We start from the raw sequence: 24,277 nt of genomic DNA on the forward strand, positions 1-24,277 counted from the left end.
CTCCCAGCCTTCAAGGCCGGGAGTTTGAACATCAAAAGTAATTAACGCGCGTCGATAGCGGCTTGTGCGGCCTCTACCACCTCTTCACCAATCCGCGGCGCCCATTTTTCGTAAACGGACTGGGTGGCATCGACAAACGCCTGGTACTGCTCATCGGAAAGCTCGGTTACTGTGACGCCGCGCTCTTGAATCGCCGCAAGCCGCTCGCCCTCTTCTTCACGGGTCATGGTGATTTCCCACTCACCCGCTTCTACCGCGGTTTCGCGCAGCAGGGTTTGCTGCTCTTCGCTCAATGTTTGCCATACCTGCTGATTGACCGCAAAAATCAGTGGGTCATTCATGTAGTTCCAGAGTGTCAAATGCTCCTGGCCGACTTGATCAATGCGCGCGACGTCAAACACAGAGAGTGGGTTTTCCTGGCCATCAACGGCGCCGGTGGTCAGCGCAGGCTGAGCGTCTGTCCAGCTCATTTGGGTGGGGTCGGCGCCCAATGCCGAGAAGGTATCCTGGAACAGCGGCGAGCCAACAACGCGGATTTTCAGGCCGTCCAAGTCGTCTGGCTGGCTAATCGGCCCGCGAGAATTGGAAACCTGGCGGAAACCGTTTTCACCCCAGGCTAACGGGATAACGCCACGAGATTCGATTGCTTCAAAAACCAACTCCCCTGCTTCACCACCGGTAACCGCATCAACGGCGGCTTCATCGGGAATGAAGAACGGTAAAGAGAATAGATTAAGTTCCGGCACCTGGGGCGACCAGTTGATGGTCGAGCCCACAGCGGCATCAATCAACCCGGAGCGCATTGCGGAGAATTCGCGGGTTTGGTCACCGGAAACCAGTTGAGAGTTGGGGTAAACGCGCAGCGTTAACTCGCCGTCGCTACGCTCCTCAACTAGTTCGGCCCACTTCTCAGCCGCCTGCCCCCAGGGGAAAGCGTCAGACAAAACCGTAGAAACCGAGAGTTCGCGTGCTTGTGCAGAAAGGGAGGCGGTCAGCAGAGCCGCACCGGCCAAGCCAGCGGTTAAACGAGCCATTGGGCGTGTCAGCGTCATGGTAGATCCTTTTTTAGCTATTTTTATGATGTGCGTTTAGTGGTGTGCGTGGACAGCAGTTGTGAAGCTTTTCGAGAAAGCCCCACTTATTGTATGCACTTAGGGCGCGAAAGGAAGTCGCCTAAGGTCGGCATGTTGCAGTACTGGCCCTTGAGACCAGGGTATATGGCAACACCAAATTGTCTACTTGCCTTCCTTCCAGCACCTCGATCAACATCGCAACAGCTTCGCGTCCGAAGGCTTCCGCCGGTTGGGCAATCGTCGTCAACGGCGGGTCGCTGTAAGAAGCAAACGCAATATCATCAAAGCCTGCCACCGAAATATCCTCCGGCACCCGCAGGCCCGCTTCTTTGATACGGCTTATAGCGCCTATGGCCATTTCATCGCTTTCACAAAAAATGGCGGAGGGGCGCTCCGCTAAAGCCATAAGCGTTTCAGCCGCCTGATAACCAGAACGTGGCGTGAAATCGCCAGGACAAAGCAGGCACTCATCTAACGGAATGCCCGCTGCGCTCAACGCATCCTGGTAGCCTTGTTGGCGATCACGGGTCAAGGGGCTGCGCCGAGGCCCTTTAATCATGCCAATTCGACGATGCCCCAGGGAGATCAAGTGCTCGGTGGCCTCCCGGGCTGCCGCGCGGTTATCGAGTTTGACGGTGGGACAGGGCGCATCGTCCAGCACCTCGCAGGCATTGATCATGGGCAATACCGCCCCAGCAGGAAACGCCTTTTCAGAAAAAGGGTTAAAAGCACGCAGTTGAATTACGCCATCCGCCTGGCGGGTACTGACTAAACTGGCGTATTGGGTTTCCATCGCCTCATTACCAAGCGTATTACACAGCAGAACGCCGTAGCCGCGTTCTTGGGCAGCTTCCTGAATACCGCTGATTACCCGCGCAAAAAAGGTGTTTGCGATCGTGGGTACCAATACCACTAAGTTATAAGTACGTTGAGAGCGAAACTGAACCGCCATCAAATTAGGCTTGTAGCCCGCTTGATCAACGGCCTTCAGCACTTTTTCCCGGGTGGCCGGTGAGACGATATCCGGCGACTTTAACGCGCGTGATACGGTCGCTACCGATACCCCCGCCAACTCGGCGACCTTACGTATATTGGTCATGGCCTCCCTTATCACTAGGTAATCGCCGTAAGCAGATGGTTGCGCGGCATTATTCATCTCAGCTTAACGTATCCCAGCGTTAAACTCAGCGCGCGATTTCCCAACCCTTCGCGCGCACCGATAGACCTTTGTCGCATTGACGCTTATAGCGTGAAGCCCTAATTTCAAGCCAAATGTAACCGGTTACATTGCCGACTATACTCGCACAGCCTGACCAAGCGCCACCTGAAAAATCAAACGCTTTATTAAAGCAGGAGCCTCTCTATGCCGCGACCCAATCAACCCCGCATCCGCTTAGGCATGATCGGCGGCGGACAAGGGGCGTTTATCGGCCAAGTTCACCGCTTAGCTGCTCGCCTCGACGATACCTGCGAGCTGGTATGTGGAGCCTTTAGCCGCTCGGCGGATAACAACCAACTGACTGGCGAAGCGTGCCACCTCCCCGACGAGCGTATTTACGCTGACTGGCAGCAATTACTGGAAGGCGAGCAGCAACTTCCCGCCGAACAACGCATGCAGTTATTGGTGATCGTAACGCCTAATCATCTTCACGTGCCGATCGCGGAAGCGGCCATGCAGGCAGGCTTTCATGTGTTCTGCGAAAAACCGGCGGCAGTATCACTCCAAGAAGCTCAGCGCTTAGCAGCAAGCTGGCATGCCAGCGGCTGCCTGTATGGCTTGGCGCATACCTACTTAGGCTACCCCATGGTATGGCAAGCCCGAGAAATGGTGAGCGAGGGCCAAATAGGTAGCATTCGCAAAATTCATGTGGAGTATCCTCAGGGCTGGCTAGGCGAGCGTTTAGAACAGCAGGGTAATAAACAAGCCGCGTGGCGCACCGACCCTTCGCTCGCAGGTATCAGCGGCTGCATGGCCGACATTGGCACCCATGCTTTCGGCCTCGCCGAGTTTATTTCCGGACATCGTGTTAGCGCTCTCTGCGCCTCGCTTGCCAGCCACGCCGATGGCCGCCAATTAGACGATGATGGCGATGTACTGCTGCGCACTGAACAAGGTGCCAGCGGAACCCTCATTGCCAGCCAGATCTGCAGCGGGGAAGAAAACGCACTTAAAATACGTATTTACGGCGACCAAGGGGCGTTGGAGTGGCACCAAATGGAGCCCAACAGCCTGTTCTACCGCCCGCTTCAAGCACCGATGCGCACCCTCCGTGCGGGCATCGACCAACCCGACCTTTTCCCCAGCGCGATGCAACGCTTGCGCCTACCCGGCGGCCACCCAGAGGGGTATCTGGAAGCACTCGGCAACCTTTACCGCGACTTTGCCCACGCCATTCATCAAGGCAAGCAAGGCGACGTTGAGGGCGTTCCCGGTATGGCCTCCGGGCTACGTGGCATGGCGTTTATCGAGGCCGTCACCACCAGCGCCAAAAGCGAACAGAAATGGACGCCACTGCCTGCCACTCAACTAACGGGAGCCTAATCATGCCCAACACCCATCAAGGCATCCGCGGGCCCGCCATTTTCCTGGCCCAGTTTATCGGCGACGAAGCGCCTTTCGATAGCCTCGACGGTATCGCTCGTTGGGCGGCCGAACACGGCTATCAAGCCATTCAGCTACCCACTGCCACTGCAGACAGTCGTTTTATCGACCTGCACAAGGCCGCTGAAAGCCAAAGTTACTGTGATGAGTTAAACGCCCGCTGTGAAAAAGCCGGCGTTGTGATCAGTGAACTCTCTACCCACTTACAGGGCCAACTGGTCGCCGTGCATCCCGCTTGCGACGACTTATTCGATGATTTTGCGCCTGTTGAGCTACACGGCAAGCCGCAGGAGCGTACCGAGTGGGCCATTGAGCAGCTAAAGCTGGCTGCCAAAGCCAGCCAACGGCTTGGTTTAACGGCTCACGCGACGTTTTCCGGGGCGCTGCTATGGCCCTTTGTTTACCCCTGGCCCCAACGTCCTGAGGGGCTAGTCGAAGAAGGGTTCAACGAGCTGGCCCGGCGGTGGCGGCCAATTCTGGATGCCTTTGATGAGGCAGGTGTTGATCTGTGCTTTGAGATTCACCCTGGCGAGGATCTTCACGACGGTGCGTCTTTCGAGCGGTTCCTGGCGGCAGTGGACAACCATCCACGGGCGAAAATTCTTTATGACCCCAGTCACTTACTGCTGCAGCAGTTGGATTATCTCGAGTTTATCGACCGCTACCACGAGCGTATCGGCATGTTCCACGTTAAAGACGCTGAATTTAACCCCAATGGCCGCAGCGGCGTTTATGGCGGTTACCAGGGTTGGGTAGAGCGCCCTGGACGCTTCCGTTCATTAGGCGATGGGCAGATCGATTTCAGCGGGATTTTTAGCCGCCTGACGCAGTACGGATTTGATGGCTGGGCGGTGCTTGAGTGGGAGTGCTGCATTAAAGACGCCGCCCAAGGCGCTGCAGAGGGCGCACCTTTTATCGAAGCCCATCTGATTCAACCCGCCGATCGCGCTTTTGATGATTTTGCCGGTGTCACTACCAGTGTTTCGCGCAACCGTCGAATTCTTGGTCTTCCTTCACACCGTTAATTGACTGTTTTTTTAATCACAACCACAACAAAGGATCACGTCATGGCTATGATACGCACACGACTCAGCATCATGATGTTTTTGCAGTTCTTTATCTGGGGCGGCTGGTTTGTCACCCTGGGCACCTTCCTGGCCAATAATCTCAACGCTAGCGGTGGCCAGATTGGCATGGCCTTCTCCACCCAATCCTGGGGAGCGATTATTGCCCCTTTCATTATTGGCTTGATCGCTGACCGTTATTTCAACGCCGAGCGTATTCTCGGTGTTCTGCACTTGGCGGGCGCTGCTTTAATGTACGGCCTGTATGTCGCCAGCGATTTCAGTACGTTTTACCCGTTGGTGTTGATGTATATGATTATCTATATGCCGACACTGGCGCTGGTTAACTCGGTCTCCTTCCGCCAAATGAGCGACCCAAGCCAGGAGTTCGCTAAAATCCGCGTGTGGGGAACCATTGGCTGGATTATCGCGGGCTTGGGTATCAGTTACTTATTCGCCTGGGACTCTTCGCAAGGCATCGCCGACGGCATGCTGCGTAACACCTTTTTGATGTGCGCTATCGCATCATTAGCCCTAGGCCTATACAGCTTTAGCCTGCCCGCCACGCCGCCTAAAGCAAACGGCCCGGTTGGCTTAAAAGAAGTACTAGGGCTAGATGCACTGGCCCTGCTAAAAGACCGCAACTACGCCATCTTCTTTATCGCCTCTATTCTGATTTGTATTCCGCTGGCATTTTATTACCAAAACGCCAACCCTTTTCTGGCAGAGATCGGCGTGACCAATCCAACCGGCAAAATGACCCTGGGCCAGGTATCGGAAGTGCTGTTTATGCTGTTGCTACCGGTCTTTATTCATCGCTTTGGTATCAAGAAAACCTTGCTGATCGGTATGCTGGCGTGGGCGCTACGCTATGCGCTGTTTGCGTTCGGTAACGCCGATGAGATGGTGTTTATGCTCTTGATTGGTATTGCACTGCATGGCGTGTGCTACGACTTCTTCTTCGTGACCGGCCAAATCTACACCGATGCCCGCGCAGGGGAGAAGTTTAAAAGCTCTGCCCAGGGCATGATCACGCTGGCCACTTACGGGGTAGGCATGCTAATAGGCTTCTGGGTAGCCGGTCAGATTACCGACCATTTCTCCACCAACGGCGCGCACGACTGGCAAGGCATCTGGATGTTCCCAGCGGTATTTGCTATCGCGGTGCTGGTGTTGTTCTACCTCACCTTTAAAAACGACAAAAGCGTAACGGTTAAGCCTAACGTGTAAGGGGATAGAGCATAATAACAGCCGGGTGTATTGGCGGCACCCGGCTTACTAAGCTTTGTACGAAAACTGTCCTAACAGATACAGAGCCAACACAATCAACGCAAGCAAACCCACTACTGCACACAAAGCGCCGTCGGCTCGACTCCTATGCTCATCGAGATATATCACTTTAAAAGCCGAAGGATATTTTCCCAAAGTAACTAGTTTACAGATTGGCCAACCAACCCAGTAACAAATTGTTCTAAAGAATACCTCTGCCAGTATGTAACCTATTCCCCTAAAAACCCCCCTGCCTATCTCTTCAAAAAAGCCGTCCATAAAACTCCCTTTCGGTTAAACGTAAATACATAACCAAATCCGCTTTCTTTTCACTTCTATTTTGCCATAGCCGGGAATCGCAGCTGGCTTAATGGCTAACGCTCACCTTCCAGTTCGTGCCATACGCGCAGAATAATGATGACGCTCGGATGTACTGAATAGCGGATAACGTACTTACCAAAGACCATGTCACGAACAGAATCCGGTGCCATTTCAACCGGCGTTCCCATTTTAGGGAAGTCTGGCAGTAAGTCGATTTTGCCGACCAGCTCAGCTGCTATCCGGCCTGCTGCTGATGGATTATGGATGGCGATGAACTCTCTAAGGCGCTGCAAATCTTCAATGGCTTCATTCGTGTAAACCAGTTTCACCTATCCGACCTCGGCGCATCCTGCTCATTTTCCGTTCCCCAGCTATTGAGCCAACGATGAACCTCGCTGCTATCAACCACCTTCCCCTGTGCGGCAGACTCCATTGCCTCCAGCGTTTGCCTCCAGCGCTCTTGCTCAAGCTGTTGCTTCTCGATGTATTCCGACAACGCCTGGTTGATCACCCAGCCTTTGCTCCGGTGGAGCCTGCTCGCGATAGCTTCCAGATGCTGTTCAACGTCTGTCTGAAGACGAACTGTAGTGACACCCATATCTATATCCTCACCCCAACGACTACAATGTATTACAGCATAGTCAATGAGGGCGATACAAAAAAGCCCAGTCCCCGATATATCTAGCATCAGAAGACTGGGCTTGCTCGCTGAGGGTGCTTAAAAGCGCCTGACTATAACTCTCTCACCCAAACGTTTCGAAAGCTAACGTCCGCATCGTGATCCTGCAGGTAAATGGGTGCGCAGCCGTGGGCTTCTTCGTAATTGGGTTCGCCAATCCACTCGGTGGTGCCTTGCACTTCAGCATGGTGCTGAACCACTACACCGTTATGCAGAACGGTGATGTAGGCAGGCGATTCAAGGGCGCCTTCATCATCAAAACGTGGCGCGGTGTAGAGGATGTTATAGCTCTGCCACTCACCAGGCGGGCGGGATGCGTTGACTAACGGAATATGCTGTTTGTAGATAGATGCCGCCTGGCCGTTGGGATAGGTCGGGTTGTCATAGGAGTCCAGCACTTGCACTTCATAACGCTCTTGCAGGAAGACGCCGCTATTGCCACGATCTTGACCCTCCATGCCATCGATATCGGCCGGTGCTCGCCACTCCAGGTAGAGCTGCACGTCGCAGAAATCCTGGCGTGTGCGTATTCCTCCCGCGCCCCGATTCACCGTCATCACGTCCTCTTCCACGTGCCACTCGGCTGGCCCGCCCTCTTCAGATTCCCATGCGTCTAAATCGGCGCCATCGAATAGCACGATGGCATCGGAGGGAACGCCCGTCTCAGGCACTGAAACCAAAGGAGGCACAGGCTCCCACACTTCGGTTTTGGTAGATTGCTGCTCGGGTGTCAGCGCCTCTTTCGAGGCGTCTTCTTGTGCCGCGCTGTCGAATGCCAACAAACTGCCGCAGACCAGTAAGCAAAGCGCTGGGGCATAGGCGCGACTTTGTAAATCGTAGGTTTGCTGATTTTTCATCAATGCTCTCCGCTCCATTAAGTAGCCCAAGCAGGCTCGCCGTTATAAGGCGCGCAGCCCTCGTAGCGGCCTGGCACCGCTTCGTAGCGCAAGACTTCAGTCGCGCCAACTTCTGAGGTGAAGAAGCCGAACAGCGTTAGCTGCTTCATCATAGTGAAGTAGTGTGGAAGCGCTTCCTCGCTATCCGCGTGCTCCTGGGATGACTGGGTTTCCGCCGTTTGATTTTGCGCAGTCTGGGTCTCTGCGGTCAGTTCCTCAGCAGGGGTTGGCTGCTCTCTACGAGCCTGTTGCTGGGCGTGCGCCATCGCTTCGCGATCCAACTCGGTTATGAGCTCTAACCGCTGCTCGCCACTCAGCGCTATAAAATCACGTTCGTAAGCCGCTCGGCTACGCGCCTCAAGCTGCGCTAAACCAAAATAGAACACCTCTCTTTCTGAGGGCGTATAGCAGTCGCTGACGAACAGGGCCATAAACTCCCCGACGCCAGCGTCTTTAGCACCTGGGGTATCGGTTCTAGGCAGAATGGTTTCGGCAAGCTCGTCCAGTCGCTCTACATCGCGGCTGCTAAAGGGGTGGTCTGACTGGCCTGCATCGCTAAAGGCAAATAGGGATTTACCTCCAATCATCGCGGTACCGGTCGTCAGGGCGATCATTTTGAGTAATTCGCGACGATTCATGACAGGTTCCCCCGTTTCAGCTCTTCCACCGCATAGTCCACCGCCCGAGCGGTAAGCGCCATATAGGTTAGAGAAGGATTTACACAAGAGGATGACGTCATACAGGCGCCATCCGTGACAAACACATTGGGCGCATCCCATACTTGGTTGTGGCTATTGAGCACTGAGGTTTTCGGGTCACGGCCCATACGCGCGGTGCCCATCTCATGGATCCCCATGCCTGGCGCGTAATCGCCTACGTCGCCTTTGACGTTCTTCACGCCCGCGGCCTCAAGTAAGTCGACCGCATCTTGAACCATGTCCCGACGCATATCGCGCTCGTTTTGCTTGAGTTCCACGTTGATCGACAACACCGGCAGCCCCCATTTATCGCGAACGCTGTGGTCAAGGGAGATGCGGTTATCGTGATCGGGCAGCATTTCGCCGAAGCCTGTCATACCGATCGTCCAGCCGCCTGGCTGGCTAAGTGCTTGCTTTAAATCAGCGCCGATATTGAGCTCAGCAATTTCGCGATCCCAGCCCTCGCGGCTCGCCGCGCCTTGATAACCAAACCCGCGCACGTAGTTTCGCTGCTCATCGCCTACGTTGCGAAAGCGCGGAATGTAAAAGCCCGCAGGACGGCGTCCGAAGTAGTATTTGTCGAGATAGCCTTCCACTTCGCCACTGGCACCGCAGCGGAAGTGGTGATCCATCACGTTGTGACCCAGTTCGCCGCTGCTACTGCCCAAGCCCCCTTCCCAGACATCGGTGGCGGAGTTCATCAAAATCCAGGTAGTGTTGAACGTAGACGCATTGAGGAAGATGACATCAGCGGTGTACTCATGGACTTCATGGGTCTCAGCGTCAATCACCTCAACGCCCCGCGCCCGCTGACGGTCTTTGTCGTACAGCACCTGGCTGACAATCGAGAATGGCCGTAACGTTAGATTACCTGTGGCCACCGCCGCGGGAAGCGTGGCGGACTGGGTGCTGAAATAGGCACCATAAGGGCAACCCAGCCAGCATTTATTGCGGTATTGGCAGTTGACGCGATTTTGTTCCGGCTTTGGCTGGGTAATATTGGCGACTCGGCTGTGGATAAGATGGCGCTGCCCACCAAAGGCCTCTTTAATACGCTTGGCGGCATCTTTTTCCACGCAGTTAAGCGGTATTGGCGGCAGAAACTCGCCATCGGGAAGAATATCTAGCCCTTCCTGAGTACCTGCAATACCGGCAAAGCGTTCCACATAGTCATACCACGGGGCGATATCTTCATAGCGAATCGGCCAATCAATGGCGATACCTTCACGCTGGTTGGCCTCGAAGTCCATAGGGCTGAGCCGATAGCTTTGCCGCCCCCAAAGCAGTGAGCGCCCCCCTACGTGATAGCCGCGAAACCAGTCAAAGCGCTTCTCTTCCACGTAGGGATTGGCCTGTTCATCCGCCCACATGCCCATGGTGGCTTCGTTAAGGGGGTAGTCGCGCCTGAGCACGGGGTGTTTAGCGATCATTTCCTGGGTCGGCTCATTGCGGTGGGGATAATCCCACGCCTCTTTGTCGGCGTTGTGGTAATCCTTTACGTGCTCAATATTGCGCCCACGCTCGAGCAGTAAAACCTTTAGCCCCTTCTCGGTTAGCTCTTTAGCAGCCCAGCCGCCGCTAATGCCTGAGCCAACCACGATGGCATCGTAGTGATTATCTGGCATGATTATCTTCCTTACTGTGTTGTTTTTAGAGTCGCATCACACGTCGCAGAGCTGAATAGCCGCCTGCAGTGATGCTATTTTTGCCTGTTGGCTAGTCCGGTCAGGGAGAAATTCCTGGGCGATATAACCCTTAAAGCCGGTATCTCTTATAGCGCGACAGATCGCAGGGTAGTTGAGCTCTTGGGTGTCATCTATTTCATGCCGCCCCGGCACACCGGCCGTATGGTAATGGCCGAAAAACGGATGGTTTTCACGGATGGTGCGAATGACATCGCCTTCACTAATCTGCATGTGATAGATGTCGTAGAGCAGTTTGAAGTTGGGTGAATCGAGGCGGCGGCAAAGCTCAATCCCCCAGGTAGAGTTATCGCAAAGGTAGTCGGGGTGGTCGATTTTGCTGTTGAACAGCTCCATCTGTAGCACCACGCTTTTTGCCTCTGCCTGGGCAAGAATCTCCTTCAGCCCCATTTCGGCATTTTGCAAACCCTGTTCAGGGCTCATACCCCGGGCATTGCCGCTAAAACAAATGAGATTGGTGTAGCCCGCTTGGCTGACCAAATCGATATGATGGAGGTATCGCTCAATCAGCTCTGAGTGAAAGCGGGTATCGCCCCAGCCATCCTCAAGGCTCAACTCAGCGCCATTACACATGGAAGAGTCGAGCCCATACCGCTGAAGCACAGGCCACTCTTCTGGCCCCACCAGATCAATCGCCGTAATGCCCAACTCAGTTGAAAGCTGGCAAAGCTCTTCCAAAGATAGAAAATCGAATGTCCAACGAGCGACTGAATGATGGATATTGCCTTTTAGCGCCCGCTGAGAAGGCATATCGTCAGCCAGGGTTCGAGAGCCAATCTGAGGTAGCGCCGCCAGACCAATAGCACCGGTAACGCTGTGGCGCAGCAAGCTACGCCGATCAATAAGGTAGCGCTTCATAAAGCATCCTCGCGTTCGTCATCTAAATGAGATGGCCTAAGCGTGCATTACTCTTCTCGAAGCGCTGTCAGTTTTTCCTGTAAGAAGCTGTTGCCCTCGGTAATCACCGCTTCTGCGTCTAGTGGTATATCGTGTTCGATGATGTACCACTCAACATCAGCGGCCTCGATGGCGGGCAAGATTGCATCCCAATCCAGTACACCTTCCCCGAGTGTGGCGAAACCGCCCTCTTCTTCGGCGGTGCCTTCTGGAGCATTATCTTTGGCGTGTACAGCAAACAGTTGGCCATCGAAACGCGAGACATACTCAACCGGGTCAAACCCGCCACGTGCCACCCAGGCGATATCCAATTCCGCCAGCAGATCAGATCCAGCCGCATCAAACAGATGCTCTAACGCGGTTTTACCGTCATACACTTCCATCTCGAAATCATGGTTGTGGTACGCCAAGCGGAAACCTTCGGCATCTAGCTCAGCGGCAATATCACCTAGCTCTTTACCCAGCGCCTGCCAGCCTTCGGCATCGCTAGGGCGTGCGTCCTCGGCTAGATAAGGCATTGTTAAGGTGTCGTTACCCACCGCCTGATTGAAAGCCACCGTGTCGTCTAAGCGATTGCGCAAATCGTCTAGCTGCACATGACTTGAGATCACCTCAAGCGCGTGCTCTTCTAACAAAGCGTTGAGTTCTTCGGCTGTCACGTCCTGGGTGCCCACCGTCTCAATGGCAGAGATTCCCGCTCGATTTACGGCGGCTAACTGCTCCTCCAAATTGCCAAAATCACGCAGCGTATACATTTGAACAGCAATGGGTAATTCTGCTGTGCTGCTTTGTTGAGCTTGAACAACGCCAGGCACACTCAGCACTGACAGCGCCACTGCACTAGCAGCCAGCAGAGCCTGTGAACTCAAACGCTTTGGGCGTAGCGGGGTATCCATATCCACCTCATTGTTGTTGGATTGTTATATATTGTGAAAGCGCCGACGCAAAAATGTAATCGGTTACATTTTTTTAGAACATCTCAGTAAAATGTGCAAGTCAGCCGCTTTTTTTACCGCTTTTAAGGGGACAAAAAGGACTTAATACTCACACAAGTCAATTCACAACCAATTGGTTATCAACAACATATAGACTATTAAAGAAAAATCTAATACTTTGGTATCAAGCAGTAGCGACGCTTACCTGCAACTCATTTCACTATTATTTTTGCCGTCTCCCAAGCTGATACAATGGCTATCGTTTCCATCCACCAACGGACATCAACGTGCCACTACGCGACCTGCTGCTCGGCCTCTTTGTTATCGCCATTTGGGCGCTGAATATCATTGTTATCAAGGTCGGTGTAGCGGAGCTGCCGCCGCTATTAATGACCACCCTACGTTTTATGCTGGTCGCAGTTCTGCTGGTGCCCTTCTACCCGGTGGCGCGAGTGCAATTGCCGTTTTTGCTACTGTTATCCATCACCTTCGGCAGCCTCCACTTCGCTCTTCTGTTTATTGGTTTGGAGCATGCAGAAGCAGGTACCGGCGCGCTTTTAGTACAGATGGGCACGCCCTTTGCCACATTGCTAGCGGTCATCTTTCTAAAAGAGAAGCTAGGCCCCAAACGGATTGTCGGGCTGCTACTCTCTTTTGCTGGGGTAGTCGTACTGGCCGGTGGGCCAACGCTGCCCTCTCCTTTACCACTGGCGATTCTGTTGTGCAGTGCCATGGGCTGGGCGGTGTCGCAGCTGTTGATCAAGCGTGGCCCGCCCATTGCGCCGATGGCGTTGGCAGGCTGGGTGGCGCTGTTCGCGGTGCCTCAGGTAGGGTTGGGGTCATGGCTATTTGAGAGCGGTCAGTGGCAGGCGATGCAGCAAGCAACTTGGTTAGGCTGGGGGGCGATGATTTACACCGCCGTAATGTCGTCGATTGTCGCTTACGGGATTTGGTATGCGCTTTTACGCCGTCACCCGGTTAATCGCGTGGTACCCATGACGCTACTCGTACCGGTATTGGCAGTCGGCCTAGGCGCGCTGTTAATGGGCGACAGCCTAGGCGTGCATAAACTAGTGGGCGGCGGCTTAGTGGTCGCGGGTATAGCCCTGATTGTGATCAGATTTCGCCGCCGCCGATAAAGGTCATATCGAGGGAAATCAGCGTAGCGACATCGGCAGCAGCGCCGTCATCGAAACGTCACATATCCACTCAGGCCAATCAGTTAGACTGAACAGTCACCAAGCCGGGAGTTCCCTATGCAGATGCTGGCGCTTTACAGTATCAAGGGGGGCGTGGGCAAGACCGCCTCCGCCGTCAACCTCGCCGCCGAAGCGGCACGCGACGGCAGGCGAGTATTGCTGTGGGATCTCGATCCGCAGGCCGCCACCACCTTCTATCTACGCAGCAAACCCAAAGTGCGTGGTGGCGTCGGCAAACTGGTCAAGGGCAAGGCCGATCTCGACCGGGCGATCCGCGAGACCGACATCGAAGGGCTCGACCTGCTGCCAGCGGCGCTGGGCTCGCGTGACCTGGAAGCGTCGATGGAAACCCGCAAACCCAGCCGGCTGCGTAAGATCCTCAAGCCGGTGATGAGCAGTTACGACCTGGTGATACTCGACTGCCCGCCGAGCCTGTCGGCACTCGCCGAGCAGATCTTTTCAAGCGTCGATGCCCTGCTAGTGCCGATGGTACCGACCACCCTGTCGTTGCGCACTCTTGAGCAACTGGACGGTCATCTCGACGCGGTCGACCATGCCTGCCCGATCTGGCCATTCGTGACCCTCGCCGACCGTCGCAAGACCCTGCACCGCCAGGTGATGGAGAGTCTCAGCGAACGCTGGCCGAGGCGCCTATCGACGACCGTGCCCAACGCCAGTGAGGTCGAGCGTATGGGTATCGAACGCGCTCCGGTCGGGCATTTCGCCCGCAGCAGTCGGGGCAGTCGCGCCTACACCGCGCTGTGGCGAGAGATCGCGCAGCGTATACAATGACCTTCTGAGCTTCGCTCTGCTGTTAATTGGCTTGCAGCAGGCGGAAGAGGTACCGGCGCGCTGTTAATGGACGACAGCCTAGGCGTGCATAAACGAGTCGGCGGCGGCTTAGTGGTCGAGGGTATAGCCCTGATCGTGGTCAGGTTTCGCCGCCGCCCAGTTTAATCTCCAGGCTGGCAGAAACCGACTTCTTCAGGAATAGAAACACAGTCCCCTACTTTGATACCGCGCTCAGCAAAATAGCCGCCATTAACCTCTAGCGCTGAATGATAAGCCGCACCTGCAGGATAAGAGGGGCAGTCGCTCGGCGACGAGGATTCACAGGGCTGCATAGTATTAATCGCCACAATCCGCCCATCGCTATCGATAAAGGCAATATCCAGAGGGATTAGCGTGCGATACATCCAAAAGGCATTGTTGGCCGACTGCTCGTTCTCAAAGCGAAACAGCATGCCACTTTTTTCGGGCAAGCTCTCACGCCCCATTAACCCGCGCTGACGCTGAGAAGCCGTTTCCGCCACTTCAACCTCTAGACGATGTGGGCCGCCCTCGCTGTGAATAGCCAGCGCCAGCGTCTGCATCTCTTGTGCAGACGCCTGCCCCCAAGCAAACGAGCTGAGTAGCGACATCGGCAACAGCGCCGCCATCGGTAACAGTAAAGACGCCTTAAGCAGCGTGCGACGCGTGGGATCCATGCTTACTTCCTTTTGTCATGCGCATCTGCGCGAACTTGGTGGCCTGGCAAAAGGTAAATGCCTGCTGCCAGCAGCGAAACCTTCACCACGGCGCCGCTGGTTAACTGATTACGCCGGGCGGCATGGGTGGCAATATCAAAACGTAACATATCGCCGTGATCGACGCTTAGCGAAACTGAAGTGATGCCGCCCAGTACGACCAGTTCGCTAACGGTGGCAACGACCGGGTTCTCCCGCTCGCCGTGTGAAGGACGGCCGCGACGGTGAAGCACAATATCGGAGGGCGGCAAGTACCAGGTGACTGTTTCACCCAGCGTCAGATTATCTAGCCCCTCGGCTACCTCTAGATAATTTTCGCCCCACCGCAGCCGACGCTTGCCGCCCTCATCCACCACTATCCCTTCAAACAGATTATGGCGGTCTAACAAGCGCGCCACCAGCGGCGACAACGGCCGACGAAAAAGCACATCAGGAGCATCTTGTTGCAGGCTGACGCCGTTATGCAACACGCAGATTTGGTCGGCCAGCGCGGCGGCTTCTTCCAGGTCGTGGGTCACCAGTACAATAGGGATGTCGATCTGCTGACGCAGCAGCGCCAGCTCGCGCTGCAACCGCCGCCGGGTCACTTGATCCACCGCCGAAAACGGCTCATCGAGTAACAGCACTTTGGGGTCGCGGGCCAAGGCACGGGCCAGCGCCACACGCTGGCGCTGGCCCCCCGAAAGCGCGTTGGGGTAGCGCTTGCCCAGCCCGTCTAAACGCACCTTGGCTAGCCACTGCTCGGCCTGTTCACGGCGTTGCGGTTGGGGCAGGTGGCGCAGAGGGAGCTGAATATTTCGTGAGGCGGTTAGGTGCGGAAATAGCGCATAGTCCTGAAACACTATGCCGACCTGTCTACGCTGGGGCGAGAGTGAATGCTTACGCTCGGCGTCAAACCAAACCTCTCCAGCGCACTCCACTCGCCCGCCCTGGGGGCGATAAAGCCCGGCAATGGTGCGCAGCAGCGTGGTTTTGCCGCTGCCCGATGGCCCTACCAGCGCAAGCAGTTCACCGGGTTGGCAAACAAACTCGGCGGCCAGTGGAATCGGCCCCGTTTGATTGACCGCCACGCTCAACCCTGCAATCGGCCCAGAGACCGGCTCTGTGATGCGCGAATCAGCCACGTACCCACCGCCTGCGCCCGGCCAGACCATAGACGAGCCCCAAGGTAATAAACGATACCAACAGCAACAGCGCCGACATCTGTGCAGCGCCCTGTTCATCGAAGGCCTGGACGCGATCATAGATGGCAATGGCGAGAGTGCGGGTTTCACCATCAATGGCGCCACCCACCATCAAGATGACGCCAAATTCGCCCAGCGTATGGGCAAAGGTAAGCGCTGCCGCTGACATAATGCCTGGCCACATCAAGGGCAGCTCGATGCGCAGCAGCGTCTGCCAAGGGCTTAGCCCACTGCACCAAGCCGCTTCACGCAGGTTGTGGGGCACATGTTCAAAGGCACGCTGAATGGGCTGCACGGCAAACGGCAAATTGGCGATCAGGGAGGCCAATAGTATGCCAGTGAAAGTGAAATTCAGCCCGCTACCGGTCATTGCTGCCCAAAACGAGCCCACTGGCGCGTCGCGGCCAAAGCTCAACAGCAGATAAAAGCCCAGTACGGTAGGCGGCAATACCAGCGGTAGTGCGATCAGCGCTTCGCATAGCCCTTTGCCGCGGAAACGCGCATAGGCCAGAGAGCGACCTAGCCAAATGGCAATGGGCAGTAAGATGAGACAGGTAAATGCCGCGAGACGTAACGAGACCGAAAGCGCCGACCAATCCATTAAATGTCATCCATTAAGAAGCGCTCATCATTCGACGCTAAAGCCATTATTCGGCGTTAAAACCCTTATTCAGCGTTAAAACCATAGGTACGCAAAATGGATTGTCCCTCGTCCTCTTGCAACCATTGATAGAAGGCCGTGGCAATCTCCCCAGCCTGGTTGGTCAGTACCATGCGCTGGCGTAATGGACTATGCCAAGCCTCAGGAATGAGTATGTACTCACTTCGCTCACCTAGTGTGGGAGCCAGCGCCAAGGAGTAAGCCACCAGCCCACCGCGCGCATCGTCGGAGAGCGCAAACTGCGCCGCCTGGGAGACGTTTTCGCCCAGTATCCGCAGCGGCTCTGTTTGCTCCCAAAGCCCGGCGTACTCAAGCGCCTGCCGCGCCGCCACGCCATAGGGGGCGTGTTCAGGGTTGGCCAGGGCGATGCGCTCAGTAGTCCCCGCCTCTAACGCGGTTTTAACCGCTTCAAGCGGCGTCTCCTCGTTAGGTAAATCACCACGCCCTGCGCGCTGCAGCCACACTAAACGACCAATGGCGTAAATCACGCCCTCATCTTGAGTGTAGCCCTCCTCATAAAGCGCTTGAACGTAGCGCTCGTCAGCAGAGAGATAGAGCTCAAAGGGCGCGCCCTGGGCAATTTGACGCCGGAAGTTGCCTGACGAGCCAAAGTTTAGCCGTAGGGCGTGGCCGGTTTCCTGCTGAAACTGCTCGGCGGCTTCTGTCAGCGCAAACTGTAGATCAGAGGCCGCCGCCACGATAGGCGCCTCCGCCTGCGCAGGGGAACCTATCAGAAGCAAGCAGGCGAGCAGCAACCCATGGGCTAATTTAGCTTTTAGCATGCTCGTCAGTAATCTCCATTACCTTCATGGTATTGGTGCCGCCATGGGCGTTCATATGGTCGCCGCGAGTTAGGATTACATGGTCGCCAGGTTTGGAGATACCGGTCTTGACAAGCATCTCGAGGGCCCGGTCGTTTAGCTCGGTGGCGCTCATTTCGGAGGTATCGAACGGTAGCGAAACAACACCGCGGTAGAGCGCCATGCGGCGTTGGGCAATGGGATTATGCGCCAAGCCGACAATCGGCAGGCCCGAACGAATGCGCGAAGCGATCAGCGGTGTATAGCCCGATGAGGTCATACAGGCAATCGCGGTAATGCCGGTCATATGGTTGGCCGCGTACATGGCGGAGAGCGCAATGGTCTCGTCAGGGCGGGAAAAGCCTTCATGAATACGGTGACCGGACTCCTGGGCGGTTTTTTCCCGCTCAGCTCCCAGGCAAACACGTGACATGGCTTCTACGGTTTCCAGCGGGTAGTCGCCCGCCGCGGTTTCCGCCGAGAGCATGACCGCATCGCTGCCATCCAGCACCGCGTTGGCCACGTCAAACACCTCAGCGCGGGTGGGAAGTGGCGCTGAAATCATGCTCTCCATCATTTGCGTGGCGGTAATGACCGCACGATTTAGCGAACGTGCTCGTTTGATCATGCGCTTTTGCACGCCGACCAACTTGGCATCGCCAATTTCTACGCCTAGATCACCGCGCGCCACCATGACCGCCTCAGAAGCTTCGATAATGCCATCCAGGGTGGCATCATCCGCTACGGCTTCGGCACGTTCGACTTTGGCCACCAGGCCAATCTCTTTACCCGCCTCACCTAATAAGCGGCGTGCTTCGAGCATATCTTCAGCATGGCGGGGGAAAGAAATGGCCAGGTAATCGACGCCAATCTCAACGGCGGTCTTAAGGTCTTCTTTATCTTTTTCAGTCAATGCCGGAGCGGAGAGTCCGCCGCCCTGCTTGTTGATGCCTTTATGGTTAGAGAGCTTGCCACCCACTACCACGGTGGTATGCACCTGTTGGCCGTCAACACGGGCCACGTCCAGCACCAAACGTCCGTCATCTAACAGCAGGCGGTCACCGGCGGTCACGTCTTGGGACAAGGTCTTATAGTCGCAGCCGACTTGATGCACATCGCCCGCATCGCCATCCAGCGCCATATCGAGAATAAACGGCTGGCCCTCTTTAAGCACCACAGCCCCATCTCTAAACCGTGCAATACGAATTTTGGGCCCCTGCAGATCACCCAACACCGCGACGCTGCGGCCTAGCTTGGCGGCGATTTCACGTACCTCGGTTAGTCGGCGGCGGTGATCATCCGCTGTGCCATGGGAGAAGTTAAGACGCACCACATCGACACCCGCCTTGAGCATGGCTTCCAATACGCCTTCCCGGTCGCTGGCAGGCCCAAGGGTGGCGACAATTTTGGTACGACGGATCGAGGAGAAGTGCAGTGCGTTCATAATGTTCCAACCATGCAATTTAGCGTGTAGTGACTTTTATTAAGTAACTCTATCCAGTAACCCTAGCTTACCAGTTTAACGCGCTCTATATGACAGCAGTGCAACGCAGAGGGTTGGTTTAAGTCAACGTCACGGTGATCGTGAGAGGAAACTCATCGCAATTATTGCCATCACCGCCGCGATCCACTACCAAAAACTCGCCTTCGCGCTCCAGCACCGATTGAATGGCGTGCCAAGTGCCAGCGCGGTAATTCACCCCTTGGCGGCCATCGGTGACAAACGCTCGCACGTCTGCAGGGTTAATATGTTCCCCCGGTGGGGCTACCACCACAATAAAGCGCTCCTGGTGCAGCGGCATAAACGCCTGACTGCCCTGGGGGTGACGCTCTAAAAACGTTAGCTCCAACGGCAGTGTAATCGGCTGGCTCACGAAGATATTAATCAGCGTGTGAGCGTTTTCGCCTAGAGTTTCCACCTTGGCAAGATCATGGTGGCGCTGAGTGCGCCCGGCGTTGATGGGAAACGACGCGGAGGTGCGCGCATCAATCACATCGCCAAAAGGGGCGAAGGCCTCTGCGGTCAACGGCTCGGCTTTTAGCTCTAGCATTGTTGTGTCCTTCTAAAGTTCTTTGTTACTCAGCGTGGCATGGCCACTGCCAGCCTGATAAATGCACTAGTGGGAGGCAGCTTTAGCTCGCGCGACCCTTTAAAGCTGCCTGCTTGAAAAGCTAGCGCAACCAGTTTTAACGAGCCCCCAGACGAAGAGCAGGATGACGATTAACATCTTTATACAACAGATACCGGAATGGCCCGGGGCCAGCGGCGTAGCAGGCCTGGGGGCAGAAAGCGCGTAGCCACATGAAGTCCCCGGCTTCTACTTCTACCCAGTTTTGATTCAGGTGATAAACCGCTTTGCCTTCGAGCACGTAAAGGCCGTGTTCCATGACATGGGTTTCATCGAAAGGAATTACGCCGCCGGGCTGAAAGGTAACGATATTGACATGCATATCGTGGCGAACGTCCGCAGGGTCGACAAAGCGTGTGGTGGCCCAGCGTCCTTCGGTGCCCGGCATTTCGATAGGCGCAATGTCCTGCTCGTTGGTGACAAACGCCGTTGGCACCTCGAGCCCTTCCACAAACTCATAGGCCTTGCGTACCCAGTGGAAACGTACCGGCGCGTTAGATTCGTTGCGCACTTGCCACGAACTGCCCGGGGGAATAAACGCATAACCGCCGGGCTGCAGGGTGTGGCGCTCGCCTGACAAAGTAAGCGTTAACTCACCTTCCACAATAAACAACACGCCTTCCGCCTGAGGATCAGGCTCGGGCTTATCGCTGCCGCCCTGGGGCTGGACTTCCATAATGTACTGGGAGAACGTCTCGGCGAACCCCGACAGCGGCCGCGCCAGCACCCACAGACGAGTGCCTTCCCAAAAGGGGAGATTGCTGGTGACGATATCGCGCATCACGCCTTTGGGGATCAGCGCATACGCTTCAGTGAACACGGCGCGATCAGCGGTGATTTGCGTTTGCGGCGGGTGCCCGCCGGTGGGAGCGTAGTAAGTAGCTGGCATTTTTAAACCTATTTGACTTAGTAAAAACACAAGTTATTCATCTTGTATACAAGATTAGCTAACCACAATAAAGCAATCTTTAACAAAGCTCTTGTGAAACACTCCTCCCAATAGTAACTTCTTTAGAAACTTTTGTTTCATAATTCTAAGATCATACGAGCATGTCCAAAAACAGCAACCTCGGCGCGGCGTGACGCCCGCTAACCGCTGCTCAGGTCAGCTACTTATAACAAACGCGAGGCATAGCATGTCCCAACACACCCCCTCTTCGTCTTCCTCAGATCGCCCCACGCCCAAGAAAAGCTGGTGCCGGATCCCTGACATTTACGCGGTTCTGTTCATATTTATCGCCCTGGCCGCGATAGCAACGCACTTTGTGCCGGCCGGGCAGTTCGAGCGTGTTCCTGGCCCGAATGGGCGCATCACTATCGACCCGAACTCTTATGAGCAGATCGCTTCGTCACCAGTTGGCATCGTCGACTTTATGCTGGCGATCCCGAATGGCTTAATGAGTGCCGGTGAAGTTGTCTTTTTCACCTTCATGATCGGCGGTATGTTCATGGTGCTAAGGCGCACCGGCATTATTGAAATAGGTGTGGACAAGCTAACGCGCCGCTTTGCGCGACAGAACCTGCTCACTATCCCCGTGTTGATGACGGTTTTTGCCCTCATAGCGACGGTTATCGGTACCCAAGAGTTGGCGCTGGTCTATGTGCCGGTCATCTTGCCGCTGATGATTGCCTTGCGCTTTGATTCAGTCACAGCCGCGGCGGTGGCACTTTGCGCTACCACGGTCGGTTTCACGACGGGTGTGCTCAACCCCATCAATACCGGCCTTGGGCAGCAACTCTCAGACCTTCCTCTCTACTCCGGCTATGGCTTGCGCGTTGTGTCGTTTGTGGTGATGTTAGCCGCGGCCATTTTCTTCGTTATGCGTTACGCCCGTATGGTGCACCAAACACCTTCGCTTAGCCTGCTGAGCAGTGACACTAGCGAATCCGAAAAACGCTCGCTTTATCAACATGCTGACAATAGCCCTGCCTTAATCGCCACCGCTCGCCAGAAGCTCGCGGCCATCGCCACCTTCGCCTTCTTCGCGGTACTCGTCTATGGCGTACTGCAGCAAGGCTGGTTCATGATGGAAATGGCAGGCCTGTTTATCATTATGGGCATCGTAGTGGGCCTTATTGCGGGTCTCGATACCGATGAAATATGCGCAGGCTTCAACCAGGGCTTCCGAGACGTGCTGGTCGGCGCCATGATCGCCGGCGTCGCACGCGGTGTTGCCGTGATGCTGGAAGATGGTCAAATCATGGACACGCTGGTGTTTGGGCTTGGCAACCTCGTCGGTGGCCTGCCCACCCTGCTTTCGGCGATTGGCATGTTCTTCGCCCAGCTAGGCTTCAATTTCATCGTCCCCTCCGGTAGCGGCCAGGCCCTGGTCACCATGCCGCTGATGGCACCGCTCTCCGACATCATTGGCGTCACCCGCCAAACGGCAGTGCTGGCCTTCCAACTGGGTGACGGTATCGGCAATATTTTATACCCGACCTCAGGCTACTTTATGGCGACCCTGGCGCTGGCGGGTGTGCCGTGGCAAAAGTGGGTCAAATTCTTCTTCCCACTTTTTTGCGTCTGGATAGTGATTGCTCTGGGCTTTCTTATTTTCGCCCAGGCAACCCAGTGGACCGGCTAGAAGTGGATCGACTAGAGCACGGCAGAGATAAACTGCTTTAGCTCCGGCGTTTGTGGGTTGCTGAATAGCTCGCTGGGGGCGCCCTCTTCATGGATGCGCCCCTGGTGCATAAACACCACGCGGTCGGCCACATCACGTGCAAAGCTCATTTCATGGGTGACCAGAATCAGCGTCATGCCCTCGGCCGCCAACGCTTCCAATACGCGCAGCACTTCCCCGACCAGCTCAGGGTCAAGTGCTGAAGTCACCTCATCGCAGAGCATCACTTTGGGGCGCATGGCCAGCGCCCGAGCGATGGCGACCCGCTGCTGCTGCCCACCGGAAAGCTGCGCCGGGTAGGCATCGTATTTGTCGGAGAGCCCCACTTTCTCAAGCACTTCGCGGGCGACTTTCTCGACCTCGGCTTTCTCCTCGCCACGCACCACCAGCGGCGCCAAACAGACGTTCTCACCCACGGTTTTATGAGGAAACAGGTTGAAGCTTTGAAATACCATGCCGACGTTTTCACTCAGCTCTTTGGGCGACATTGACGCCGCATCGAGCTGCTTATCGGCAATGGTGATCTCGCCGCTGTCATGTTTTTCCAGCTGATTCAGGCAGCGCAGCAGGGTACTTTTACCCGAGCCACTGCGGCCAATAATCGCCACCACTTCGCCTTGCGCAACTGAAAGGTTGATACCTTTAAGCACTTCCAGGTCGCCAAAGGCTTTATGAACGTTATCAACGTAAACCAGCGTCATAGAGCTTTTTCTCCAGATAGCGCGCGTAGCAGGAAAGTGGGTAGCACAGCGCGAAGTAAAGCAGAGCCACAAGGGCAAAAATGGTGAAGGGTTCGAAGGTGGCGTTATTGAGCATGGTGCCCGCCTTGGTCAGCTCGACAAAGCCGATGATGGAGGCCAGCGCCGTGCCTTTGATGACCTGTACCGAGAAACCCACCGTGGGCGGAATCGAAAGCCGCAGCGCCTGGGGTAGAATCACATGGCGCATGGTCTGGAAGTAGTTCATGCCCAGCACCCGCGCCGCGTGCCACTGCCCTTTGGCAACCGCCTCTAAACAGCCGCGCCAGATGTCACATAGAAAAGCACTGGTGAATAGTGTCAGTGCGATGGAAGCCGCCAACCAGGCAGAGATCGGATGCCCCATGGCAGCAGCGCCAAAGAAGATCAAAAACAGTTGCATCAACAGCGGCGTACCTTGGAACAGGTCAACATAAAGAGACGTTAAGCGCTGCAGCCAGCGGTTGCTGGAGAGGCGCATAAAGGTCAGTAGCAGTCCCACCGTCGCACCGCCCACAAAGGCAATCAACGACAGCACAATGGTCCAGCGGGTTGCCAGCAGCAGGTTGCGCAGAATGTCCCAGAAGGTGAACTCAATCATCGTTGTTCTCCTTGCTGATAGGCGAATACCCGCTTGCCAACCAGCATAAAGCTGCGCCGCATGCCGAAGGCGAGGAGCAAATAGACCAGCGTGATCAGCAGGTAGACTTCAAAGCTGCGAAAGTTGCGCGATTGGATAAAGTTAGCGGCATAGGTCAGGTCAAATACCGATATTTGCGACACCACCGCCGAACCCAGCATCACAATGATCGACTGACTGATCAGCGCGGGGTATACCCTGGCAAACGCGGGCACCAGCACGATATGGCGATAGCTTTGCAGTGTGGTCATGCCCAGTGCACGCCCAGCTTCTAACTGCCCTTTCGCCGTGGCGCTAATACCGGCGCGTAGAATCTCGGCGCTGTAAGCGGCCAGGTTGAGCGTCATGGCAATAAACGCCGCGGTAATGGCATCAATTTTAATGCCGAGCCCCGGCAGTCCAAAGAAGATAAAGAACAGTTGCACAATGAAGGGCGTATTGCGGGTTACTTCGACGTAGCCGCCTAGCCCCCAGCGCACCCATGGCTGCGCGTTGACACGTAAATACGCCACTGCCACCGCCAGCGCTAGCCCCGTCAAGGTGGTCACCACGGTCAAAACGACCGTGGTGGTAAGACCTTTGAGGAGCTCACTGGCGTAGGGCAACAGGGTAAGAAAATCGAGTGTTGGCCCCATGCTAA

At 55.6% G+C, this 24,277-nt stretch carries 25 protein-coding genes; 6 read left to right on the forward strand and 19 right to left on the reverse strand.

All coding sequences use genetic code 11. From position 1 onward, the window contains the following. Positions 1-41: 41 nt before the first annotated feature. Together YERSI8AC_RS18095 and YERSI8AC_RS18100 are read right to left on the reverse strand one after the other, a co-directional pair. Positions 42-1,052, reverse strand: a complete 1,011-nt coding sequence (locus YERSI8AC_RS18095; protein ID WP_022522283.1) for a DctP family TRAP transporter solute-binding subunit — start codon at positions 1,050-1,052, stop codon at positions 42-44. Positions 1,053-1,173: 121 nt separating this feature from the next. After that, positions 1,174-2,172, reverse strand: coding sequence for a LacI family DNA-binding transcriptional regulator (locus tag YERSI8AC_RS18100; RefSeq protein WP_053857000.1), 999 nt, complete (start codon positions 2,170-2,172; stop codon positions 1,174-1,176). Between the two features lie 264 nt (positions 2,173-2,436). On the opposite strand from YERSI8AC_RS18100, the gene YERSI8AC_RS18105 reads away from it, so the two are divergent. The 3 genes from YERSI8AC_RS18105 to YERSI8AC_RS18115 are packed head-to-tail and all read left to right on the forward strand — an operon-like array spanning position 2,437 to position 5,969. Beyond that, positions 2,437-3,615, forward strand: coding sequence for a Gfo/Idh/MocA family protein (locus YERSI8AC_RS18105; protein ID WP_022522281.1), 1,179 nt, complete (start codon positions 2,437-2,439; stop codon positions 3,613-3,615). Between the two features lie 2 nt (positions 3,616-3,617). Continuing rightward, complete coding sequence (locus tag YERSI8AC_RS18110) at positions 3,618-4,700, forward strand: sugar phosphate isomerase/epimerase family protein (RefSeq protein WP_159177256.1); 1,083 nt, start codon at positions 3,618-3,620, stop codon at positions 4,698-4,700. A 42-nt stretch (positions 4,701-4,742) separates the two neighbouring features. Next, positions 4,743-5,969 carry a nucleoside permease gene (locus tag YERSI8AC_RS18115; protein WP_159177257.1) on the forward strand — a complete coding sequence of 409 codons (1,227 nt, stop codon included), beginning with the start codon at positions 4,743-4,745 and terminating at the stop codon, positions 5,967-5,969. Between the two features lie 413 nt (positions 5,970-6,382). On the opposite strand, the gene YERSI8AC_RS18120 is transcribed toward YERSI8AC_RS18115, so the two are convergent. The 7 genes from YERSI8AC_RS18120 to YERSI8AC_RS18150 all read right to left on the reverse strand — a co-directional run bounded on the left by YERSI8AC_RS18120 (position 6,383) and on the right by YERSI8AC_RS18150 (position 12,098). Next, entirely contained in the window at positions 6,383-6,658 is a 276-nt protein-coding gene (locus YERSI8AC_RS18120; protein WP_027958085.1) for a type II toxin-antitoxin system RelE/ParE family toxin, read from the reverse strand. Further along, complete coding sequence (locus YERSI8AC_RS18125; RefSeq protein WP_159177258.1) at positions 6,655-6,927, reverse strand: CopG family ribbon-helix-helix protein; 273 nt, start codon at positions 6,925-6,927, stop codon at positions 6,655-6,657. The genes YERSI8AC_RS18120 and YERSI8AC_RS18125 overlap by 4 nt, the downstream gene beginning before the upstream one ends. 134 nt (positions 6,928-7,061) lie before the next feature. Further along, positions 7,062-7,865 carry a 3-keto-disaccharide hydrolase gene (locus YERSI8AC_RS18130; RefSeq protein WP_053856998.1) on the reverse strand — a complete coding sequence of 268 codons (804 nt, stop codon included), beginning with the start codon at positions 7,863-7,865 and terminating at the stop codon, positions 7,062-7,064. 17 nt (positions 7,866-7,882) lie between these two features. Next, positions 7,883-8,542 (reverse strand): gluconate 2-dehydrogenase subunit 3 family protein, encoded by a 660-nt coding sequence (locus tag YERSI8AC_RS18135; RefSeq protein WP_022522275.1) that lies wholly within the window; start codon positions 8,540-8,542, stop codon positions 7,883-7,885. After that, on the reverse strand, positions 8,539-10,227 hold the full coding sequence (locus tag YERSI8AC_RS18140; RefSeq protein ID WP_159177259.1) for a GMC oxidoreductase: 1,689 nt from the start codon (positions 10,225-10,227) through the stop codon (positions 8,539-8,541). The genes YERSI8AC_RS18135 and YERSI8AC_RS18140 overlap by 4 nt, the downstream gene beginning before the upstream one ends. Before the next feature lie 36 nt (positions 10,228-10,263). After that, entirely contained in the window at positions 10,264-11,163 is a 900-nt protein-coding gene (locus YERSI8AC_RS18145; protein WP_159177260.1) for a hydroxypyruvate isomerase family protein, read from the reverse strand. 47 nt (positions 11,164-11,210) lie between these two features. Further along, entirely contained in the window at positions 11,211-12,098 is an 888-nt protein-coding gene (locus tag YERSI8AC_RS18150) for a sugar phosphate isomerase/epimerase family protein (RefSeq protein WP_236557344.1), read from the reverse strand. A gap of 326 nt (positions 12,099-12,424) precedes the next feature. Between YERSI8AC_RS18150 and YERSI8AC_RS18155 the strand changes: the two genes are divergently transcribed. Together YERSI8AC_RS18155 and YERSI8AC_RS18160 are read left to right on the forward strand one after the other, a co-directional pair. Next, complete coding sequence (locus tag YERSI8AC_RS18155; protein ID WP_022522271.1) at positions 12,425-13,276, forward strand: DMT family transporter; 852 nt, start codon at positions 12,425-12,427, stop codon at positions 13,274-13,276. 117 nt (positions 13,277-13,393) lie between these two features. Further along, positions 13,394-14,128 carry a ParA family protein gene (locus YERSI8AC_RS18160; protein WP_041158869.1) on the forward strand — a complete coding sequence of 245 codons (735 nt, stop codon included), beginning with the start codon at positions 13,394-13,396 and terminating at the stop codon, positions 14,126-14,128. A gap of 161 nt (positions 14,129-14,289) precedes the next feature. On the opposite strand, the gene YERSI8AC_RS18165 is transcribed toward YERSI8AC_RS18160, so the two are convergent. The 7 genes from YERSI8AC_RS18165 to YERSI8AC_RS18195 all read right to left on the reverse strand — a co-directional run bounded on the left by YERSI8AC_RS18165 (position 14,290) and on the right by YERSI8AC_RS18195 (position 20,525). Then, positions 14,290-14,823, reverse strand: a complete 534-nt coding sequence (locus tag YERSI8AC_RS18165) for a DUF192 domain-containing protein (protein WP_022522269.1) — start codon at positions 14,821-14,823, stop codon at positions 14,290-14,292. Positions 14,824-14,825: 2 nt separating this feature from the next. Then, positions 14,826-15,986: an ABC transporter ATP-binding protein gene (locus tag YERSI8AC_RS18170; protein ID WP_236557347.1), complete on the reverse strand. Its 1,161-nt coding sequence runs from the start codon at positions 15,984-15,986 to the stop codon at positions 14,826-14,828. After that, positions 15,979-16,647 carry a molybdate ABC transporter permease subunit gene (gene modB, locus YERSI8AC_RS18175; RefSeq protein WP_022522267.1) on the reverse strand — a complete coding sequence of 223 codons (669 nt, stop codon included), beginning with the start codon at positions 16,645-16,647 and terminating at the stop codon, positions 15,979-15,981. The genes YERSI8AC_RS18170 and modB overlap by 8 nt, the downstream gene beginning before the upstream one ends. Positions 16,648-16,712: 65 nt before the next feature. Next, positions 16,713-17,489 (reverse strand): molybdate ABC transporter substrate-binding protein, encoded by a 777-nt coding sequence (gene modA / locus YERSI8AC_RS18180; RefSeq protein ID WP_022522266.1) that lies wholly within the window; start codon positions 17,487-17,489, stop codon positions 16,713-16,715. Further along, positions 17,476-18,951 carry a pyruvate kinase gene (gene pyk, locus YERSI8AC_RS18185; protein ID WP_022522265.1) on the reverse strand — a complete coding sequence of 492 codons (1,476 nt, stop codon included), beginning with the start codon at positions 18,949-18,951 and terminating at the stop codon, positions 17,476-17,478. Before pyk ends, modA begins: the two co-directional genes overlap by 14 nt. Before the next feature lie 118 nt (positions 18,952-19,069). Further along, positions 19,070-19,558, reverse strand: a complete 489-nt coding sequence (locus tag YERSI8AC_RS18190; RefSeq protein ID WP_022522264.1) for an ureidoglycolate lyase — start codon at positions 19,556-19,558, stop codon at positions 19,070-19,072. A 136-nt stretch (positions 19,559-19,694) separates the two neighbouring features. Further along, positions 19,695-20,525 (reverse strand): bifunctional allantoicase/(S)-ureidoglycine aminohydrolase, encoded by an 831-nt coding sequence (locus YERSI8AC_RS18195; RefSeq protein ID WP_027958098.1) that lies wholly within the window; start codon positions 20,523-20,525, stop codon positions 19,695-19,697. A gap of 247 nt (positions 20,526-20,772) precedes the next feature. Here YERSI8AC_RS18195 and YERSI8AC_RS18200 point away from each other — a divergent pair, with 247 nt between their 5' ends. Then, the gene (locus YERSI8AC_RS18200) at positions 20,773-22,221 is read left to right on the forward strand and encodes a YfcC family protein (protein ID WP_159177262.1); all 1,449 of its coding nucleotides are present in this window, start codon (positions 20,773-20,775) and stop codon (positions 22,219-22,221) included. A gap of 11 nt (positions 22,222-22,232) precedes the next feature. Here the strand turns inward: YERSI8AC_RS18200 and YERSI8AC_RS18205 are convergent, their stop codons facing one another. From YERSI8AC_RS18205 to YERSI8AC_RS18215, 3 genes are read right to left on the reverse strand one after another with little or no spacing between them, the layout of a single operon-like run. Then, complete coding sequence (locus YERSI8AC_RS18205; RefSeq protein ID WP_022522261.1) at positions 22,233-22,961, reverse strand: amino acid ABC transporter ATP-binding protein; 729 nt, start codon at positions 22,959-22,961, stop codon at positions 22,233-22,235. After that, on the reverse strand, positions 22,942-23,598 hold the full coding sequence (locus YERSI8AC_RS18210; protein WP_022522260.1) for an amino acid ABC transporter permease: 657 nt from the start codon (positions 23,596-23,598) through the stop codon (positions 22,942-22,944). The genes YERSI8AC_RS18205 and YERSI8AC_RS18210 overlap by 20 nt, the downstream gene beginning before the upstream one ends. Next, complete coding sequence (locus YERSI8AC_RS18215; RefSeq protein WP_022522259.1) at positions 23,595-24,272, reverse strand: amino acid ABC transporter permease; 678 nt, start codon at positions 24,270-24,272, stop codon at positions 23,595-23,597. Before YERSI8AC_RS18215 ends, YERSI8AC_RS18210 begins: the two co-directional genes overlap by 4 nt. Between the last annotated feature and the right edge of the window lie 5 nt (positions 24,273-24,277).

The organism is Halomonas sp. 113 (assembly GCF_904067645.1).
GTDB classification, from domain to species: domain Bacteria; phylum Pseudomonadota; class Gammaproteobacteria; order Pseudomonadales; family Halomonadaceae; genus Vreelandella; species Vreelandella titanicae.

Bases quoted from the DNA above. Each gene is read 5' to 3' on its own strand.
- modB (WP_022522267.1), bottom strand. From the start codon at position 16,647: ATGGATTGGTCGGCGCTTTCGGTCTCGTTACGTCTCGCGGCATTTACC.
- YERSI8AC_RS18135 (WP_022522275.1), bottom strand. From the start codon at position 8,542: ATGAATCGTCGCGAATTACTCAAAATGATCGCCCTGACGACCGGTACC.
- YERSI8AC_RS18195 (WP_027958098.1), bottom strand. From the start codon at position 20,525: ATGCCAGCTACTTACTACGCTCCCACCGGCGGGCACCCGCCGCAAACG.
- YERSI8AC_RS18145 (WP_159177260.1), bottom strand. From the start codon at position 11,163: ATGAAGCGCTACCTTATTGATCGGCGTAGCTTGCTGCGCCACAGCGTT.
- YERSI8AC_RS18165 (WP_022522269.1), bottom strand. From the start codon at position 14,823: ATGGATCCCACGCGTCGCACGCTGCTTAAGGCGTCTTTACTGTTACCG.
- YERSI8AC_RS18190 (WP_022522264.1), bottom strand. From the start codon at position 19,558: ATGCTAGAGCTAAAAGCCGAGCCGTTGACCGCAGAGGCCTTCGCCCCT.
- YERSI8AC_RS18125 (WP_159177258.1), bottom strand. From the start codon at position 6,927: ATGGGTGTCACTACAGTTCGTCTTCAGACAGACGTTGAACAGCATCTG.
- YERSI8AC_RS18115 (WP_159177257.1), top strand. From the start codon at position 4,743: ATGGCTATGATACGCACACGACTCAGCATCATGATGTTTTTGCAGTTC.
- YERSI8AC_RS18215 (WP_022522259.1), bottom strand. From the start codon at position 24,272: ATGGGGCCAACACTCGATTTTCTTACCCTGTTGCCCTACGCCAGTGAG.
- YERSI8AC_RS18095 (WP_022522283.1), bottom strand. From the start codon at position 1,052: ATGACGCTGACACGCCCAATGGCTCGTTTAACCGCTGGCTTGGCCGGT.
- YERSI8AC_RS18110 (WP_159177256.1), top strand. From the start codon at position 3,618: ATGCCCAACACCCATCAAGGCATCCGCGGGCCCGCCATTTTCCTGGCC.
- YERSI8AC_RS18140 (WP_159177259.1), bottom strand. From the start codon at position 10,227: ATGCCAGATAATCACTACGATGCCATCGTGGTTGGCTCAGGCATTAGC.
- YERSI8AC_RS18210 (WP_022522260.1), bottom strand. From the start codon at position 23,598: ATGATTGAGTTCACCTTCTGGGACATTCTGCGCAACCTGCTGCTGGCA.
- YERSI8AC_RS18100 (WP_053857000.1), bottom strand. From the start codon at position 2,172: ATGACCAATATACGTAAGGTCGCCGAGTTGGCGGGGGTATCGGTAGCG.
- YERSI8AC_RS18205 (WP_022522261.1), bottom strand. From the start codon at position 22,961: ATGACGCTGGTTTACGTTGATAACGTTCATAAAGCCTTTGGCGACCTG.
- YERSI8AC_RS18105 (WP_022522281.1), top strand. From the start codon at position 2,437: ATGCCGCGACCCAATCAACCCCGCATCCGCTTAGGCATGATCGGCGGC.
- modA (WP_022522266.1), bottom strand. From the start codon at position 17,489: ATGCTAAAAGCTAAATTAGCCCATGGGTTGCTGCTCGCCTGCTTGCTT.
- YERSI8AC_RS18200 (WP_159177262.1), top strand. From the start codon at position 20,773: ATGTCCCAACACACCCCCTCTTCGTCTTCCTCAGATCGCCCCACGCCC.
- YERSI8AC_RS18150 (WP_236557344.1), bottom strand. From the start codon at position 12,098: ATGGATACCCCGCTACGCCCAAAGCGTTTGAGTTCACAGGCTCTGCTG.
- YERSI8AC_RS18130 (WP_053856998.1), bottom strand. From the start codon at position 7,865: ATGAAAAATCAGCAAACCTACGATTTACAAAGTCGCGCCTATGCCCCA.
- pyk (WP_022522265.1), bottom strand. From the start codon at position 18,951: ATGAACGCACTGCACTTCTCCTCGATCCGTCGTACCAAAATTGTCGCC.
- YERSI8AC_RS18160 (WP_041158869.1), top strand. From the start codon at position 13,394: ATGCAGATGCTGGCGCTTTACAGTATCAAGGGGGGCGTGGGCAAGACC.